The 13,479-nt window shown below is 63.7% G+C and carries 12 protein-coding genes, 1 pseudogene and 1 riboswitch; of the genes and pseudogenes, 5 read left to right on the forward strand and 8 right to left on the reverse strand.

The window, feature by feature from the left end:
* Positions 1–18: 18 nt before the first annotated feature.
* Positions 19–498: a carboxymuconolactone decarboxylase family protein gene (locus tag VSR82_RS15630; protein ID WP_368585598.1), complete on the reverse strand. Its 480-nt coding sequence runs from the start codon at positions 496–498 to the stop codon at positions 19–21.
* Positions 499–550: 52 nt separating this feature from the next.
* The gene (locus VSR82_RS15635) at positions 551–1,306 is read right to left on the reverse strand and encodes an SDR family oxidoreductase (protein WP_410848969.1); all 756 of its coding nucleotides are present in this window, start codon (positions 1,304–1,306) and stop codon (positions 551–553) included.
* Positions 1,307–1,487: 181 nt separating this feature from the next.
* Between VSR82_RS15635 and VSR82_RS15640 the strand changes: the two genes are divergently transcribed.
* Positions 1,488–3,077, forward strand: a complete 1,590-nt coding sequence (locus VSR82_RS15640) for a winged helix-turn-helix domain-containing tetratricopeptide repeat protein (RefSeq protein ID WP_429460097.1) — start codon at positions 1,488–1,490, stop codon at positions 3,075–3,077.
* A 140-nt stretch (positions 3,078–3,217) separates the two neighbouring features.
* The gene (locus VSR82_RS15645) at positions 3,218–3,541 is read left to right on the forward strand and encodes a hypothetical protein (RefSeq protein WP_410848971.1); all 324 of its coding nucleotides are present in this window, start codon (positions 3,218–3,220) and stop codon (positions 3,539–3,541) included.
* Between the two features lie 41 nt (positions 3,542–3,582).
* Here the strand turns inward: VSR82_RS15645 and VSR82_RS15650 are convergent.
* Positions 3,583–5,367, reverse strand: a pseudogene (locus VSR82_RS15650) (sensor histidine kinase).
* A 430-nt stretch (positions 5,368–5,797) separates the two neighbouring features.
* On the opposite strand from VSR82_RS15650, the gene VSR82_RS15655 reads away from it, so the two are divergent.
* Both VSR82_RS15655 and crcB read left to right on the forward strand, forming a co-directional pair.
* Positions 5,798–6,985: an ammonium transporter gene (locus tag VSR82_RS15655; protein WP_429460102.1), complete on the forward strand. Its 1,188-nt coding sequence runs from the start codon at positions 5,798–5,800 to the stop codon at positions 6,983–6,985.
* Between the two features lie 70 nt (positions 6,986–7,055).
* Positions 7,056–7,117, forward strand: a riboswitch (Fluoride riboswitch).
* A gap of 72 nt (positions 7,118–7,189) precedes the next feature.
* Complete coding sequence (gene crcB, locus VSR82_RS15660) at positions 7,190–7,570, forward strand: fluoride efflux transporter CrcB (protein ID WP_368585592.1); 381 nt, start codon at positions 7,190–7,192, stop codon at positions 7,568–7,570.
* Positions 7,571–7,592: 22 nt separating this feature from the next.
* Here crcB and VSR82_RS15665 read toward each other — a convergent pair whose 3' ends face one another.
* The 3 genes from VSR82_RS15665 to VSR82_RS15675 are packed head-to-tail and all read right to left on the reverse strand — an operon-like array spanning position 7,593 to position 10,997.
* Positions 7,593–8,057, reverse strand: a complete 465-nt coding sequence (locus VSR82_RS15665; protein WP_429460105.1) for a RidA family protein — start codon at positions 8,055–8,057, stop codon at positions 7,593–7,595.
* Positions 8,058–8,113: 56 nt separating this feature from the next.
* Entirely contained in the window at positions 8,114–9,538 is a 1,425-nt protein-coding gene (locus VSR82_RS15670) for an aldehyde dehydrogenase family protein (RefSeq protein WP_429460107.1), read from the reverse strand.
* Positions 9,539–9,593: 55 nt separating this feature from the next.
* Positions 9,594–10,997 (reverse strand): amidase family protein, encoded by a 1,404-nt coding sequence (locus tag VSR82_RS15675; RefSeq protein WP_429460109.1) that lies wholly within the window; start codon positions 10,995–10,997, stop codon positions 9,594–9,596.
* Positions 10,998–11,368: 371 nt separating this feature from the next.
* Here VSR82_RS15675 and VSR82_RS15680 point away from each other — a divergent pair, with 371 nt between their 5' ends.
* Complete coding sequence (locus VSR82_RS15680) at positions 11,369–11,734, forward strand: BON domain-containing protein (protein WP_368585589.1); 366 nt, start codon at positions 11,369–11,371, stop codon at positions 11,732–11,734.
* Positions 11,735–11,882: 148 nt separating this feature from the next.
* Here VSR82_RS15680 and VSR82_RS15685 read toward each other — a convergent pair whose 3' ends face one another.
* Positions 11,883–12,395, reverse strand: a complete 513-nt coding sequence (locus tag VSR82_RS15685; RefSeq protein ID WP_429460111.1) for a cytochrome P460 family protein — start codon at positions 12,393–12,395, stop codon at positions 11,883–11,885.
* A 16-nt stretch (positions 12,396–12,411) separates the two neighbouring features.
* The gene (locus VSR82_RS15690; RefSeq protein WP_429460113.1) at positions 12,412–13,437 is read right to left on the reverse strand and encodes an alpha/beta fold hydrolase; all 1,026 of its coding nucleotides are present in this window, start codon (positions 13,435–13,437) and stop codon (positions 12,412–12,414) included.
* Between the last annotated feature and the right edge of the window lie 42 nt (positions 13,438–13,479).

The following is a 13,479-nucleotide window of genomic DNA, read 5'->3' on the forward strand; positions in this document are numbered from 1 at the left end:
TGCTCCTATGCTGATCGATCAGGCCAGACCGGACTTGTCCACGCCAAAAGCCTTGTCGTAGATGCCCGGCGGGATGCGGAAGCCGATGTTGACCCGATTCCACGCGTTGATCGACATCACCTGGAAGGTCAGGTCGGACAACTCCTTCTCCGAGAACTGGGTCCGCACGCGATCGTAGATTTCATCGCTCACACCGAGCGGCGAAATATGGGTCAGCGCCTCGGTCCAGGCGAGCGCCGCACGCTCGCGCGGCGTGAACAGGTTGGACTCGCGCCACACGGCCACGTGATGAAGGCGCAACGGACGCTCGTCATGGATCGTGGCTTCCTTCACGTGCATGTCGACGCAGAACGAGCAGCCGTTGAGCTGCGACGCGCGGATGTCGACGAGATGGCGGATGGTTTCCTCGATGGCCGACTTCTTGAGCACGAGGCTGAACTCGACGAACTTCTTGAACAGTTCCGGGGATTGCTGCTGGTAGTCGATGCGCTGGGTCATGGCATGTCCTTTGGGCGGTTGAAGAAAGGAAAAATCGTTGCGGGAATGCGGTTCAGTCTTTCGCGACGGAGCGGCTGAGCCAGGTGTGGAAGCGTGTCGGGCCGACGCGATGACCGCTGCCGGCGACCAACGTGCGGTCGTCCAGTCCGCTGCCGAAATAGCGGGCGTGGATATCGGCGATCACCGTGCGTGGATCCTTGTGCGCGGCGAGGAACTTGCGGGCGAGCTCGTCGAGTGGGAAGCGGTCCGGACCGGCGACTTCAGTCGTGTCGTTCAGCGGCACCCCCGCTGCGAGATCGGCGAGGACTGCGGAGACGTCGTCGGCGGCGACCGGCTGGATCAGCGCGGGCGAAAGACGCACCTCGCCTCGCTGGGAGCTGGCCTCGATGATGCCGCCGACGAATTCGAAGAACTGCGTCGCACGCAGCAGCGTGTACGGAACGGTCGACGCCTGGATCAGCGTCTCCTGCGCGGCCTTGGCGCGAAAATACCCGCTTTGCTGCAGGCGTTCCGTGCCTACGACCGACAGAGCGAGATGGTGCTCGACGCCCGCCGCGTGTTCGGCGGCCAACAGGTTGCGGCCCGCCGTCTGGAAGAAAGTCATCACGGCCTCGTCCTCGAAGGACGGTGCGTTGGCGACATCGACGACGACCTGCGCGCCTTCGAGCGCTTTCGCCAAGCCCTCGCCGGTCATCAAGTCCACTCCGGTCGACGGGGATGCGGCCACCACGTCGTGACCATCGCGGCGAAGCCGCCGCACCACGTTGGAGCCGATCAGTCCGCTGCCACCCATGACGACCACTTTCATGTTCCACTCCTCCGGTTCGGTTGACGAAGCGCTTGCTGGTTGATCCGATGGGTGCAGTATCATTTCCAGCCGCCGGCGCCGCTTTGCCTGCGCCTTGTATTTCCGTCCAAAATTCCTTGATCCGCTTCATCAGCGCGCCGGGTAGCGCGTAGCTGGCGGCTTTCTCGCTCTGGAGTCCCCAATGCAATGGGTTTTCGCTGACTGCACGCTGGACCTGGAGCGTCGCGACTTGCGCCGCGCTTCACAAGCGGTCGCCACGACGCCGAAAGTGTTCGATCTGCTGGTTTATCTGGCGAGCCATCGCAACCGGGTCGTGGGTCGTGATGAGTTGATCAATGCGGTGTGGGACGGCCGCGTGATTTCCGAATCCACCATGGCCAGTCACGTCAACGCCGCACGCAGCGCGGTCGGCGATGACGGTCAGCAGCAGCGCGTGATCAAAACCGTGGCGCGCAAGGGATTCCGGTTTGTCGCCGACGTCACCGAACATCCGGCATCTGATCAGGCCAGCGAGAAGACAGCGACGGCGACCGAGACGTCATCGCCGGATGCGGCGCAGGCCAGCAAGCCTTCCATCGCCATCCTTCCTTTCGTCAATCTCAGCGGCGACCCGGAGCAGGACTATCTGGCCGACGGCGTGATCGAGGACGTCATCACCGCGCTGTCGCGATACCGCTGGTTGTTCGTCGTCGCGCGCAATTCGAGCTTCACTTACAAGCATCGCAACGTGGACGTGAAGCAGATCGGCCGTGAGCTCGGCGTGCGCTACGTGCTCGAAGGCAGTTGGCGGCAGGCACAGGGGCGCGTTCGCATCACCGGCCAGCTCGTCGACGCGGGCACCGGCGCGACCCATTGGGCTGGCCGCTTCGAGGGCGTGCTCGACAATATTTTCGAGTTCCAGGACCAGATCGCCGACAGCGTGGTCGGTGCGATTGCGCCGCAGGTCGAACAGGCGGAGATCGCTCGCGCGCGGTTCAAACCGACCGAAAGTCTGCGTGCCTACGACTACTACCTGCGCGGCATGGCGCAGCTTCATCAAGGCAGCCGCGAAGCGATCGATGAAGCGTTGCCGTTATTTCAGCGCGCGTTTGCGTGCGACCCTGAGCTTGCATCGGCGTATGCGATGGCGGCCTGGTGTCACTGCTGGCGCAAGATCAATGGCTGGATGCACGATCGCCCAACGGAAATGGCCGAAGGCGCCCGGTGGGCGCGTCGTGCCGTGGAGTTGGGCAAGTACGACGCCGTAGCTCTCGCGCGCAGCGGTCATGCGCTATCGCATCTGGCCGGCAACCTGCCCGAAGGTATCGCCTTGCTGGATCGGGCGCTCGAGTTGAATCCCAATCTTGCCGCCGCGTGGTTTCTCAGCGCATTTCTCCGCTTGTGGCATGGCGAGACTGAACAGGCGATCGGGCAATTTGCCCATGCGATGCAGTTGAGCCCGCTGGATCCAGAACGCTACCGAATGCAGTTCGGCTTGTCGGCCGCGCATTTGTTCATGGGCAACTTCGTCGAAGCCGCCGCGTGGGCCGAGAAAGCCATCCGGGATTTGCCGGGTTTCGGCATGGCCTACGCAACGCTCGCCGCGAGCGAGGCCTGGCTCGGGAAAGCAGCGGAAGCTCGACAAGCCGCGATTCGCTTACGCGAACTGATTCCCGACTTGCGCCTCGGCAACTTGTCCGACTGGATGCCGATCCAGCGCGACGAAAACCTTGCCGTCTTCACTGAAGGCTTGGCAAAGGCTGGATTCGATCCTGAACCCCGCGAGGATTGATGCATCCCGCAAAGGGCGTCGACATGCAGCGGCGCTCGCCTCGATATCGTTCAGCGGCCTCCCACATTTCAGAAACTTCCGACGGTTGTAGACGAAACACCTCCCTATAGTCGCGGCTGCTTTTAGGGAGTGCTGTTTCGATGAAACTGATCGACTGGATCGTCACCCTCGTCGTCATGCTGATGATGATCGTCTTCTTCTGCGGGCGCCGACCGCCCACCTGGTCGCACGACACCCGCGCCCGGCATATGAAGGGAACGCGTTTGCTGATGCAGGCCGCGTGCGCGCTGTGGGCGGCGCTGCTGGCTGTGACGAACGGCCTGTTTGCCGTCGAGGGGATTGCCGGCGTTCGGACAACGCCGGCCGAGTCGTCCGCCGGCATCGCCGTGCTGCTGGCATGCAGTTGCTACTGGTCGGTGCGCGGCCGAAGACTGCTGAAGCCGCGGCGGATTTTCGCCGGTTAAGCGACGGCAGGACGCCATCCGCATCGCGCGATCGAGCGCCCCTACCGCGTAGTGATGCCTCGCACCGCGTCTATCGAAGGCGCGGGCAACCCGCTTCCGGCGCTGAAGCCCGACCCCGTGGCGCCCAGCATGCTCTCGCGCACACCGCGCGCCGCCGGAGCCGGAGCCGGAGCCGCCGCCAGACTTGCCGCGGCGAGCGCTGGCGCGCCAGCCGCGGCCGGTTCCGCGCGCGCGGCACCCGCCGCCTCTGGCAGCGACAGATAGAAGGTCGTGCCCGCCCCCTCCTTCGATTCCGCCCACACTCGCCCGCCATGCCGCTCGACCATCCGCCGCACGAGCGCGAGGCCGATGCCCTCGCCGTCGCCGGCCGTCGGGTTGCCGTGCAGGCGCTGGAACGCGGTGAACAGCCGCGGCAGCGCGATCGACGGAATGCCGAGGCCGTTGTCACGCACATAGAAGATTCGCAGCGAATGCACGCCCGGCGGTGCGGGCGTCGTGCCGATTTCGACGCGGCCCTCGCGCGCCGGGTCCAGATAATTGACCGCGTTGCCGATCAGGTTCGCGAAGATCTGTTCGAGCGCGGTCGGATCGCCCCATACCGCGGGCAATTCGCCGACCGTCACACGCGCGCGCCGCGCGCGGATCGAGCCCTGCATCGCATCGACGACGCGTTGCACGATGTCGCCCACATCGACCTTCTGGCGGCGGTACTCGACACGTCCGACACGCGACAGCCGCAGCAGCGCGTCGATGATGTGCGACGCGCGCAGCACCGCGGTCTGCAGATAGTGCAGCGCCTCGCCGATGTCCTCGTCGACGATCCGCTCGATCCGCTCGCGCGTGCTGAGCGCGAGGGACGAGCCGCGCACCGTGTCGCGCAATTCGTCGCAGGCGCGAATCAGCTCCTTCGAAAATCCCTGCAGGTTCACGAGCGGCGCACGCAGATCGTGCGACACGCTGTAGATGAACATTTCGTTTTCCTGAGTCTGCTGGCGCAGCGTCTCGTTGATGCGCGCGAGCTCGGCGGCGCGGCGCTCGAGGTCCGCGTGAAAACGCGCCTCGATGCGCTCGGCTTCGAGCAGACGGCGGCTCGTCTCGTGCAAGGTCAGATCGAGTCGCGCGATCTCATCGCGACCCGCGCCGAGCGGCGCGAGCGGCTCGTTGCCGGCAAGCCGCCCCGCGTTGTCGGACAGCAGCGCGAGCCGGCCGCGCACGCCGCGCGTGAACATCCAGATGGCGAGCGCGACGAACAGCAGCGAGCCCAACGCGGCCGCGACGATCAGCGTCTGCTCCCGCTCGCGCACGGCGGCGACGGCATTCGAGCGCGACATGTCGAGACGGCGCTCCTCGGCCTGGAACGCGCTCACCTGCAAACGGAAATGATCGAGCACGTCGGCCTGGGCGAGATCGTCGAAGCGCGCGAGAATCTCGGCGCGCCGCCCGGCGTGCAGCATGTCCTAGATGCGATCGGACCACTGGCGGTACGCCTGCACCGCCTGGCGCACCTCGACCACGCGCTCGACCTGCGCGGGATTGTCGCCGACGAGATCGACGAGCTCGTCGATGCGCCGGTCGACGTCCATCCATACCGCGATCGGGGTCGTGAAGCGCGCGTCGTTGGCAAGTACCGCGCCGCGCAGCGCGACCGATTCGGACAGCACCGGATCGAGAATCGCCGTGCTCTGGCGCAGCACCTCCTCGCTATGCATCGCCCGCGGCTCGGCCATCGTCGCATCGGCCTGCGCCTTCACCACGCCAGTGAGCAGCGCGAGTTCGAAGACGGCCGGGATCGCGATCAGCAGCAGGCCTTTAGTGGTCAGTCTCATGCGTGCCCATGGGAGGGTTGGCCGACGGATCTTTTATGGAGTCGGCACATTATGTGGGCGTTTGCGCGGGAAAAGAAAGAGGGGCACGAACCCGTCGATAGGCGCGGTTCCCGTTGGTCCACTGCGCGCCAGGATTGGGCATCGGCGCGCCCCGTCAGCATCTTATTGCGTCAGGATTCCGAATAAAGATGTAATTTAAATCGAATATTTCGCCCTTGTGTGGGTCATCCTTCGCAGCCTCGGCGATTTATGCACTTTTGTTGTGCTTCGCCTCTCTTTTGAGGTGCATGACGAGTTCAGACGGCGCATCGTTCGAAACCATCGGATTCCCAGCCCGGTGTCCGATTGCACCGGGTCGACGCGGCCGGCACAACTTTGGCCCGCTTCTTGCTCACATAGCGCACTTTTTTGGCACAAGCGGGACATATCGATGGAAAGTCTGAAATACGGCGCCGATACCGAGTTTCTTCTGATCGGCGCCGCCATGGTGCTGGCGATGCACGCAGGATTCGCCTTCCTGGAGCTCGGCACCGTGCGCAAGAAGAACCAGGTCAATGCACTGGTCAAGATTCTGGTGGACTTCGCGGTGTCGACGATCGCGTACTTCTTCATCGGCTACACGATCGCATACGGCGTGCAGTTTTTCGACGGCGCCGCGACGCTCGCCCAGCACAACGGCTATGCGCTCGTGCGCTTTTTCTTCCTGCTGACGTTCGCCGCCGCGATCCCCGCGATCGTGTCCGGCGGCATCGCCGAGCGCTCCAAGTTCAATCCGCAGCTGTTCGCGACGTTCGTACTGGTCGGCTTCGTCTATCCGTTCTTCGAAGGCATCGCGTGGAACGACCGTTTCGGCATTCAGGACTGGCTCACGCAGGCGTTCGGCGCGCCGTTCCATGACTTCGCGGGTTCGGTGGTGGTGCACGCGTTCGGCGGCTGGGTCGCGCTGCCGGCCGTGCTGCTGCTCGGCGCGCGCCACGGCCGCTATCACCGCGACGGCGGCATCGCCGCGCATCCGCCGTCGAACATTCCGTTTCTCGCGCTCGGCGCATGGGTGCTGACGGTCGGCTGGTTCGGCTTTAACGTGATGAGCTCGCAGACGCTCGACAAGATCAGCGGCCTCGTCGCGGTCAACTCGCTGATGGCGATGGTCGGCGGCACGCTGAGCGCGTGGTTCGCGGGCCGCAACGACCCGGGCTTCACGTACAACGGCCCGCTCGCGGGGCTCGTCGCGGTGTGCGCGGGCTCGGACATCATGCATCCGCTCGGCGCGCTGATCACGGGCGGCATCGCCGGCGTGCTGTTCGTCTATATGTTCACCTGCGTGCAGAACCGCTGGCGCATCGACGACGTGCTTGGCGTGTGGCCGCTGCACGGCCTGTGCGGCGCATGGGGCGGCATCGCGGCCGGCATCTTCGGCACCCACGCGCTCGGCGGGCTGGGCGGTGTGTCGTTCGCCTCGCAGATCATCGGCACGCTCGGCGGGATCGTCGTGTCGGGGATCGGCGGCACGGTCGTGTATGGCGTGATCCGCATGACGGTCGGTCTGCGGCTCGATCAGGAAGAGGAATACAACGGCGCCGATCTGTCGATTCACAAGATTTCGGCGACGCCGGAGTGAAAAGGCGGCGCTCGCGGGGAAAGGCACGGACCACACGCCTGTCCCCAAAATCCGCGCGCCGATGTTAGACTTCGCGGCTGGAGATGGCATTCTCCATTAACCGCCCATGGGGCTGATGATGCCTGCTACGCCCGGCTATGCGGACGCGGCATCATCTCGCTCGCATCAACCGGTTTGTCGACATTCCCGGTTCGATCCTCTTCCATGTATTGGTCTTTTCTCGCTGTCGCGATTGGCGGCGCACTCGGCTCGCTGTTTCGCTGGTTCCTCGGCTTTCGACTGAACCCACTCTTTACTGACCTGCCGCTTGGCACGCTCGCCGCCAACGTGATCGCCGGCTACATCATCGGCGTGGCGGTCGCGGGCTTCGCGCGGGTGCCCCAGCTCTCGCCGGAATGGCGGCTGTTCGTCATCACCGGTCTGATGGGCGGGCTGTCGACGTTCTCGACGTTCTCCGCGGAAGTCGTGCAGCGCCTGCAGGACGGCCGGCTCGGCTGGGCGGCTGGCGAAGTGGCGATTCACGTGAGCACGTCGCTGATCATGACGATTCTCGGCATCGCGACGGTTTCGCTGCTGGCGCGCTGAGGCGCGCGCCTGCCGCGCGAACCTAGGCCACTTGTACCGTCATTTCCAGTTCAAGGCACGCACCCAGCGGAATCTGAGCGACGCCGAAAGCGGAACGCGCATGCTTGCCGTCCTCTCCAAAGATTTCAGCCAGCAGTTCGGACGCGCCGTTGGTCACCAGATGCTGCTCGGTGTAGTCGGGCGCCGAATTGACGAGGCACATGAGCTTGATGATCCCCTGTACCCGATTCAGATCGCCCAGAAAGGTGTGCAGCGAGGCCAGTACATCGATCGCGGTCAATCGGGCGGCCTGTTTGCCTTCCTCCGTCGCCAATGTTTCGCCGAGTTTCCCCACCCAGACGTTGCCATCGCGCTTCGCAATGTGACCGGATAGATAGACGCTGCTTCCCGTCTGACGACACATCACGTAAGCGGCCGCCGGCGCGCCGGCAGTCGGCAGACTGATGCCGAGCTGGCTCAGTTTTTCATAGATATCGATACGACTCATCAAGACCTCCTCAATGGATCAGGTTCTGTGGTGATATAGCTGTTGCGTGCGCGTGATCAGTGCTTCGGAGACACGATCGACTTCGGCTCGAGGAATGCCTCGAGGCCATACACGCCGAATTCGCGGCCGATCCCGGACTGCTTTACGCCGCCAAAAGGCGCCATCGTTTCCGGGACGATGCGATTGACCAGCACACTGCCCGCCTCCAGCGCCGACGCAATCGCGACGCCATGTTCTTGCCGTCCGGAAAAGACATAGGCCTGCAGGCCGTAGCTCGAGTCGTTGGCTATGCTGATGGCTTCTTCTTCTGAGTCGTACGCGAGAACGCAAAGTACCGGGCCGAAGATTTCCTCTTTCGCGATATCCATCTCCGGATGCACGTCAGCGAAAACCGTCGGCTTGACGAAGAAGCCTTGGGTCAAACCGTCTGGGCGGCCTTCGCCGCCGGCTACCAGCGTAGCCCCTTGCGCAAGGCCGACATGAATGTACCGCTGGATGCGCTCGTACTGACTGCGCGTCGACAGCGGCCCAATTGCCGTCGCCGGGTCGCGTGGATCGCCAACCCGCATGGCCGAAACCGTACGTTCGACCAGAGACAGCACCTCTTTCAACCTGATCCGCGGAACCAGCAGACGCGTACCGTTCACGCAAGCCTGGCCGTTGTTCATGAAGGCCGCGTTCAGCGCGAGAGGAATTGCACTGTCGAGATCGGCATCGGGTAACACGATCGACGCCGATTTTCCCGACAATGACAGGCTCACCCGCTTCATCGTATCGACAGCGGCGCGGGCGATGTGCTTGCCCGTTGAAGTCGAACCCGTGAACGAGATTTTCCTGACGCCTGGGTTGATGCTCAGTTCGTCGCCGACGTCACTGCCGCGTCCCAGCACAACGTTCACGACGCCGGCAGGGAGCTTCGCTGCGTGCAAGGCTTCCGTCACCACCTGCGTCTGCAGAGGAGCCAGCTCGCTCGGCTTGATCACGGTTGCGCAGCCCGCCGCGAGCGCGGACGCCAGCTTGCTGCAAATCGTCCCCGCGATGCTGTTCCATGGAACGATCAGCGCGGAGACGCCCACTGGTTCGAGACGTACGCTTGCGTCGCCTATCTGTCGTTCGAACGGAAAATCCTTCAACAGGTCGGCCGTTCTCGACAGGCAATCGGACGCGTATTGACTGACCCACTGCGCCCGCGCCAATGGGCCGCCGTATTCCTCGATGGTGGCCTCACGAATGTCGTCGGTACGAGCGAGGATCGCTGACTGCAGGCTGTGCAGCATGCCGATGCGCTCGGCTTTCGACGTATCGCGCAAGAATGGCTGAACGGCACATGCCGCGGCGATTGCATTTCGGGCGTCGTCGCGATCGGCGAGCCGGGCCGTCGCAATCGGTTGCTCAGTGGCGGGGTTTAGAGACTCGATGGTCTCGGCGCCATGCAAGCGCGCGAACTCGCCATTGATATAGCCTCCATTGATTTCACGCATGGTCCTTTCTTCCATTCATTGCTCGATTCTGTTTCGCGGCTTCGTGTATGGATGGTCAGTCCGCTACCGGATCGACTACCGACACCGGCGCACTGCGCTCTTCGATTGCAAGACCGGCCTGCAGGCACAGGTCCTCCCTGAAATGCGCGGCAACGATCTGAACGCCTACCGGAACTCCATTCACCAGATCAGTCGTGACCGTGAGACCCGGCAAGCCCATCGCGGGTAGCGCTCGCATCGTGAGTTGCGACTCCCACACGCGCTCGAACCCTTCGATCCCCTCGCGATCCAGATCGTCAGGAAACGGCAGCTCCGCCGATACGGGCAGGATCAGAACCGGATAGCGATCGAAGAACGTCCGCCACTGCCGCATCAAGGTGGTACGTTTGACGAGCGAATCCTTGATGACATCGACCGGCAGGTCGACTACCTTCAGCCGCGCCGCCGCGACCACCGCGGCCGCGCCCGGGTCGCCATCGCTCTCGACCGAATTTGCCAGCGCATCGAATCCATCTCCAAGCCACAGCCGCTCCTGAACCTGCGCCGCGTCGCGAATCGGCGGCGTGTCATCGATTTCATCGACCGTCCAACCGGCATCGACGAGCTTGCGCGCGGCTTCGCGCAGCGCCGTTTCGACTTCCGGAGCGATCCGCAAACCGCCGGGACGCAGGCACAACGCCGCGCGCTTCGGCGCGTCGGCGCCGACCAGCGGCATCGGCACATACCAGGGGTCGCGAACGTCCGGTGCCGACAGCGCCAGCAGACCCAGTTGCAGGTCCGCGATCGTTCGACCCATCGGGCCCGCCGCCGACATCAGTTGAGGACCGATCGGGCGTTCCGGCCACGTCGCGTTATACGCTGGCACGCGTCCCAGGCTCGGGCGAATTCCATGAACACCGCAGGCATACGCGGGATAGCGGATCGAACCGCCGATATCGGTGCCGATCGCGAGTTGTCCAATGCCCGCCGCAACGGCGGCAGCGCCGCCGCCCGACGACCCACCCGGTGTGCGCGAGCGGTCTCGAGGATTGAAGGTTTTGCCGTGCACCTGGTTCGATGTGAACCAGCGCAACGCAAAGGTCGGCGAGTTACTGCGGCCCAGCAACACTGCGCCCGCCTTTTCCAGGTTGTCGACGAGCGGGCTGTTCACTTGCGCGACGAGGTTCTCGTGACTGCGCGCTCCGTTCGTCGTCGCAAAGCCGCGCTGGTCGATGTTGATCTTCACCGTCACCGGAACGCCGGCGAGCGGCCCCAGCTTGTCGCCACGAGCGCGCGCGCGGTCCACCGCCTCGGCCTGCTGAATCACCGCTTCTGGCCGGTACGCAACGATCGCATTCAGCACCGGATTCACCGATTCGAGACGCTCCAATGCGGATTGCGCGGCCTCTTTTGCCGATACGTCACCGTTCCTGATCCGCGTCGCAAGTTCGCTTGCACTCAGGCGCCAAAGTTCTTTCATGGATTCTCCCGGGAGTCGTCGTTGGTCTTCGCCAATCCGAACGATGGTTATGCCGCTTTGTCGGATTGATCGGTCATGCACGCAGGCATCATTTAGCGCGCACTTTGTATCCGCATGTTGTCTGGTACTTCGTTATTTGTAACGGGACATTATGAGTTTCTCCAGGTCGACAAATACGCATTGGTGATTGACGCGCAATTGCATGTGCGCAGGCTCGCAGCCATATCCAAAGGTATAACGCTGTGTTGACATCCGTATAGGGTTCGGCACCGAATGTCTGATAGAGAAGAGACGGACAGCAGACTATGCTTTCGAGCGGGCAAGACCCACATTCAAGACTCCTCCTCAATCCCTCGTCAACAGGTGATTCCATGACGTTACGCCACAAGGCACTCACGGGTGCTCTAGCCGTTTTGCTGTCATCGGCCGCACTCGTACAAGCCGCGACGCCCCCCGCCGACAACGCCGCTCCGACCAAAGAGCAGCTTCGCGCGGAGATGCGCGCCGATCGCGCCGCCAATCACGCACTGGCGAAGAAGGTCCGCGAGGCTCTGTTCAGCTCCAAACAACTGAACGACACGGACATCGCCGTATTCGCGAATACGCGCACGGGCAAGGTCACGCTGGCGGGCACCATTCTCGACGAATCGCAGGACCAGCTCGCTCAGGATGTCGCGTCGAAAGTGCCGGGCGTGCAGTCGGTGTCGAGCAAGCTGACGCTCTACGCAGCGCCCTGATCCTGCCGGTTTCATCGTGGGAGATCGCGCCGGCTATGCCGGCGCATTTCTATGGGCTCACCGAGCGGGAACGGCGGACTCGACGGCGCGCCCATGACTCCATGCGAAGCCGAACGATCACGAGCGAGCTGCCGCAAAGGCGTTCAGGTCAACGCGCGTATCGCGTGAAAACGTAGTCGCGATCCTTGACGAGCGCGGCATGGCACGCAAAGCACGTCTGATGCTGCGCGGCATCCGCGGGCACACCGTTGATGAAACGTCCAAAGCCCCAACCGCCCGTCGATGCATAGCGGCGCGAGTCTTTCACCATGACCTGCAGCGTGGTCGGTTCGCCCGGCACGGTCGCCGGCGCAAAGTCGTCCGACTGCTTCTTTCTGTACGCCAGCTTGACCAGAACGGTTCCGTCCGGAAACGGCTGCGTGGCGCTCTCGATTGCCTTGATCGCAAGCGGATTGCCCAGCACCACGCGCAGTTCGTCTAGCGGCGCGGCTTCCTCCGCCGGAGCGACCATCTGCCATTGCCGGTAGCCCTTGGGAATCGTCACGCCGTAGATGGGCGACTCGGCGCTCGTTGCATCCGCGGCAGCGGCGCCCTGATTCGCCGCTGCCGCAAGCACGAGCACCGCTGCGGCAAGCGGCGCCCCGAAGCGAGCGAGCATCATTTCGCGCACTCTTCCGTTAAAGACGCTGGACTCGCAGCAGCGCGTCCGCGAACGCCTTGGGCGCCTCTTGCGGCAGATTGTGGCCAATGCCGCCGCTGATGTCGCGGTGCTGGTACTTGCCGGTGAACTTCGCGGCGTACGCGGCCGGCTGCGGATGCGGCGCGCCGTTGGCGTCGCCTTCGAGTGTGATGGTCGGCACCGCGATCGCCGGCGATTGCGCAAGCTTTTTCTCGATGTCGTCGTACTTGGCCTCGCCATGCGCGAGCCCCAGACGCCAGCGATAGTTGTCGATCACCACCGCCACATGATCGGGGTTGTCGAACGAGGCCGCCGTGCGTTCGTAGGTTGCGTCATCGAAGCGCCACTGCGGCGACGCGAGACGCCAGATCAGCTTGTTGAAATCGTGACTGTTCTGCGCATAGCCCGCCTGGCCGCGCGCCGTGGAGAAATAGAACTGATACCACCAGGCCAGCTCGGCCTGCGGCGGCAATGGCTTCTCGTTGGCCGCCTGGCTGCCGATCAGATAACCGCTGACGGAGACGAGCGCCTTGCAGCGCTCGGGCCACAGCGCGGCGACGATGTTGGCGGTGCGCGCGCCCCAATCGAATCCGCCGATCACCGCCTGCCTGACGTTCAGCGCGTCCATGAACGCGACGATATCGACGGCGACAACGGCTTGCTGGCCATTGCGCGGGGTGTCCGCCGATAGAAATTGCGTCGGACCATAGCCGCGCAAATACGGCACGAGCACCCGATGTCCGGCCGCCACGAGTATCGGCGTGACCTCGGCGAAGCTGTAGATATCGTAGGGCCAGCCGTGCAGCAGGATGACGACCGGACCTTCTTTCGGGCCCACATCGGCGTAGCCGATGCTTAAGCCATTTGCGTGAACCCGGCGAATCTCACCGAAGGAGGCGGCGTTCGTGCTCGCGGACACCGGCTGCGCGCGAGCCAATCCGGCAACTCCCGATCCCGCTATCGCAACGCCTGCAAGGCCGGTTCGCAGGATTTGCCGGCGACGTTCGTCAATCAGTTTTGCCACGCTCCATCTCCTCTCGAGTAGTTTAAAGTCGACTCGATCAAG

The sequence above is a fragment of the Burkholderia sp. JPY481 genome (assembly GCF_038900515.1).
GTDB classification, from domain to species: domain Bacteria; phylum Pseudomonadota; class Gammaproteobacteria; order Burkholderiales; family Burkholderiaceae; genus Paraburkholderia; species Paraburkholderia youngii.

Bases quoted from the DNA above. Each gene is read 5' to 3' on its own strand.
- VSR82_RS15645 (WP_410848971.1), top strand. From the start codon at position 3,218: ATGAAACTGATCGACTGGATCGTCACCCTCGTCGTCATGCTGATGATG.
- VSR82_RS15630 (WP_368585598.1), bottom strand. From the start codon at position 498: ATGACCCAGCGCATCGACTACCAGCAGCAATCCCCGGAACTGTTCAAG.
- crcB (WP_368585592.1), top strand. From the start codon at position 7,190: ATGTATTGGTCTTTTCTCGCTGTCGCGATTGGCGGCGCACTCGGCTCG.
- VSR82_RS15665 (WP_429460105.1), bottom strand. From the start codon at position 8,057: ATGAGTCGTATCGATATCTATGAAAAACTGAGCCAGCTCGGCATCAGT.
- VSR82_RS15685 (WP_429460111.1), bottom strand. From the start codon at position 12,395: ATGATGCTCGCTCGCTTCGGGGCGCCGCTTGCCGCAGCGGTGCTCGTG.
- VSR82_RS15670 (WP_429460107.1), bottom strand. From the start codon at position 9,538: ATGCGTGAAATCAATGGAGGCTATATCAATGGCGAGTTCGCGCGCTTG.
- VSR82_RS15680 (WP_368585589.1), top strand. From the start codon at position 11,369: ATGACGTTACGCCACAAGGCACTCACGGGTGCTCTAGCCGTTTTGCTG.
- VSR82_RS15635 (WP_410848969.1), bottom strand. From the start codon at position 1,306: ATGAAAGTGGTCGTCATGGGTGGCAGCGGACTGATCGGCTCCAACGTG.
- VSR82_RS15675 (WP_429460109.1), bottom strand. From the start codon at position 10,997: ATGAAAGAACTTTGGCGCCTGAGTGCAAGCGAACTTGCGACGCGGATC.
- VSR82_RS15640 (WP_429460097.1), top strand. From the start codon at position 1,488: ATGCAATGGGTTTTCGCTGACTGCACGCTGGACCTGGAGCGTCGCGAC.
- VSR82_RS15655 (WP_429460102.1), top strand. From the start codon at position 5,798: ATGGAAAGTCTGAAATACGGCGCCGATACCGAGTTTCTTCTGATCGGC.